Source organism: uncultured Dialister sp. (assembly GCF_937959425.1).
Taxonomy (GTDB): domain Bacteria; phylum Bacillota; class Negativicutes; order Veillonellales; family Dialisteraceae; genus Dialister.
This window is the reverse complement of the sequence record NZ_CALGPS010000114.1, coordinates 1-3,397: the sequence shown is the minus strand read 5'-3', so window position 1 is coordinate 3,397 and position 3,397 is coordinate 1. Positions and strand designations below refer to the sequence as shown.

Below are 3,397 nucleotides of genomic sequence, written 5' to 3'. Positions count from 1 at the left end.
ACTTCGTGGTCCCCCCACCCCCGCATGCGGGGGTGGGCAAGTTTGTGGAGAGAAAAGCCAGCTCCCCCGATCCCGCACCATCAGGCGCGAGCCGCCAATGGCGGTGCCTTTGCGGGGCAAAGTGTTACTCAGGACTCCGCCCAGCTCTTTTCTGAGAAAGGAGCCTTACAAAAAAAAACGCCCCGAAGGGCGTTTTTTTTATTATTCTGCAGAGATGAACATGGGATAGAGGGGCTGTCCTCCCTGGTAGGTTTCGAAGGTTACGTCGGGGTAGAGTTTTTCCACTTTGTCGATTTCCTTCAGGCAGTCCTCTTCGGAGAGGTCTTTGCCGGAGTAGACGGTAACGATTTCCGTATCTTCCGTAATGATATGGGAAAGGACTTCCATGAAGCACTTGGTGAAGTCTTTTTCCGCAATTACTTCGTGGTTCTTCATGATGCCCATGAAGTCGTCTTTATGAATCACCGATTTGCCTACGATACTGTCTCTCACGGCGGTGGTGATCATGGCAGTGGTAATGTCTCCCATCCTTTCCTTCATGGCAGCCAGGTTGTCTTCCAGGCTCTGGTCTTCAGAGAAGGCCATGGCTGCCGCCAGCCCTTCCATGGGGTTGGTGGAAGGAACGATGTGTACCTTTTCACCCAGCATTTTCTGGAGCTGCTGGGCTGCCAGGATGATGTTCTTGTTATTGGGAAGGATGATGTACTTTTCATACTGCCCGTTATCCATGCCGCTGCTCAGTTCCTGCACGGAGGGGTTCATGGACTGGCCGCCCGATACTACGTCAGCGCCCAGTTTTTTGAAAAGCTCGGTCCAGCCGTCGCCGGACACTACGGTGAGTATGCCCAGGGGCTTCTTCACCATTTTCTGCTGTTTTTCTTTATTTTTATGGAACTGGTCCACCATGTTGTCGCACTTGATATCGTGGAGGGTGCCCCAGTCGGCAGCCATGTCGAGCACGTGGCCCGGGCGCTGGGCGTGGATGTGGACCTTTACCAGGTTGTCCCCTTCCGCCACGATCATGGATTCACCCCAGGAGGACAGTTTCTTCCTGACTTCCTTGGCCTTGACCTTGCAGGGGCTGATGATGAATTCGGTGCAGTATGGATATTCGATGGAGAAGGATTCGCCCTTTGCTTCCAGACGGCTGATGACGGGCTTCACGTCCACCTTTACTTCCTCCACCTTGCCGGTGAGGCCGTTGAGGCAGCCCATGAGGAAGAAAATAAGGCCCTGTCCGCCGGCGTCTACTACGTTGGCGTCCTTCAGAATCTGCAGCTGCTCCGGCGTCTTCGCCAGGGCTTCATTGCCGCAGCGGATGGATTCTTCCAGAATCTTGCTGAAATCGGTTTCCGTGCGGATCACTTCCCTGGTGCCTTTGGCGATGCCCCGGGCTACGGAAAGGATGGTGCCTTCCACCGGCTTGGTAACAGCTCGGTAGGCATAGAGGATGCCGTACTGGAAAGCCTTGCTCATCTGTCCGCAGGATGCGGTCTTCTTGCCGTGAAGTCCCCTGCTGATGCCATGAATGATCTGGGACAGGATGACACCGGAATTTCCTCTGGCCCCCATGATAGCGCCGGCAGCGGCCTTCTCGGCCAGAATGCCCACCGGCTGCTCCGCCTTTTCCTCTGCAATCATGCTGTACATGGATTTCAGCGTATTCAGCATATTATTTCCCGTATCCCCATCGGGCACAGGAAATACATTCAGCTGGTTGATAATTTCATATTTCTGCTGGAAGAGCTGGTACGCTCCCGTCAGCATGTTTTTGAAACAGATCCCATCTATTGTATTATACATGTTCATTTCCCCCATCATTTGGCACTTTCAAAGATAATCCCCGTAAGCCCCGGTCCCAGATAAGATGCCAAAACGGGTGTACCGGTGGTAAGAGTGACTTCCACGTCCGGATATTCCTCCTGGACTCTGGCCTGCAGCGCCCGTCCGCCCTCTTCGTTTTCGATATGGACGATGCCGATGCGCTTGCAGGGAGAATTTTTATGAAGATAATCGATCATGGCAGCAGCTGCCTTCTTCTCCGTCCGTACCTTGGCCAGCACATCCACCTCATTATTGTCATTCAGGTAAATCACCGGCTTGATCTTCAGGATGCTTCCGATCAGACCGGCAGCCTTCCCTACGCGGCCGCCCCGTCGTAAATAATCAAGGGTAGGCACGGTAAAAGTAGTTCGGAGAAGGGATGCGGACTCCAGTAGTCTTTCACTTACTTCCTCAAAGGAAAGGCCCTTATCGATAAACTCCAGCGCATCTTCCACGATTTCCATCATGCCGATGGCGGTGGTGCGGGAATTGATTACGGAAATATTCTTCCTGCCGGACTGGCGCGCGGCAAGAACGGCACCATTGTAGGTACCGCTTACGCCGGAAGTCAGGCAGATCACAATAATCGGATCCTCTGCAGGAATAGATTCGAACATCTTGAGAAAATCGCCGGTGCTGGGCTGGCTGGTAGAAACCGCCTTCTTCGTGCTCTCGGAATACTCGATCACCTGCTCAATGGTGGCCTCATTTTCAGGCACATACTCCCCATTAATGGAAATGAAAAGAGGAATCACATGGATATTGGCATGGTCTGCCAGGAAATCCTTCGGCAGAGCCGCCGTACTGTCTACTACTAGCTGAATCATTGGCTAACAGTCCTTCCTGTTATTATTTTTTTGCTTTACGTTGCGCTTTCCGTTCGTCAAACTCTTTCAAAAGCTGCTTATAGTCATCATCATCATACCCGTTCGTAGCCAGCATGTACTCTCTGATCTTCTTACGCTGCAGAGCCACATTCATGGCAGACAATTCAAAAGGATCCAGCGAAATTCTGGCCAGCATCTCTCCCGTGGAAGAATAGCCTACAATGCCTTCTCCCAGAAGATCCACCAGCTTCTCCCGCTTCACCACTTCGCAGAAAGTTCCGAAAAACTTCTCCGCCTCTTTAATCATGCGGTCACGGATGCGCTTGTACTCATCCGCCTTGTCCGCAGGAATCCTGAATCCATCAACTTCTACATATTTATCCGGCAAGTTAAACATAATATCTCCTGTAAATTTACATAATTGTCCACTGTATTTAACTATATCGCCCTGAAGAGTTTTGGTCAAGTTTTTATATGAAATTGATGAAATATAAGTATGATGAGAGCTTAAAATATACCCCATATGTTATCTTCCCGACTGCGGGGCGGGTTCAGAGGGTTCCCTCCCTATTTTATTGTCCCACCGCTTGCGGAGGGGAAGGTGGTGCGTCAGCACCAAAGGGGGCGGGCCCGCAGGTTGTGAGGGAGAAGGTTCTTAAGTTTGACCGGCCCGCTGGGCCGGAGGGTTCTTAAGTTGTGCGCCAGTTCGGCGTGTATGGTATAGCCCGGTGAGAGCCCGGGCCCGG

Annotated in this window: 3 protein-coding genes; all 3 read right to left on the bottom strand. The window is 52.0% G+C overall.

Annotated elements, in window-relative coordinates:
- Positions 1-201 precede the first annotated feature (201 nt).
- The 3 genes from Q0482_RS05045 to Q0482_RS05035 are packed head-to-tail and all read right to left on the bottom strand — an operon-like array spanning position 202 to position 3,048.
- A complete protein-coding gene (locus Q0482_RS05045; RefSeq protein WP_299144200.1) occupies positions 202-1,803 on the bottom strand; it encodes a DAK2 domain-containing protein in 1,602 nt (533 codons plus the stop codon).
- A 14-nt stretch (positions 1,804-1,817) separates the two neighbouring features.
- Complete coding sequence (locus tag Q0482_RS05040) at positions 1,818-2,651, bottom strand: DegV family protein (RefSeq protein WP_299144197.1); 834 nt, start codon at positions 2,649-2,651, stop codon at positions 1,818-1,820.
- 22 nt (positions 2,652-2,673) lie between these two features.
- Positions 2,674-3,048: a hypothetical protein gene (locus Q0482_RS05035; RefSeq protein WP_296982279.1), complete on the bottom strand. Its 375-nt coding sequence runs from the start codon at positions 3,046-3,048 to the stop codon at positions 2,674-2,676.
- Positions 3,049-3,397: the final 349 nt, after the last annotated feature.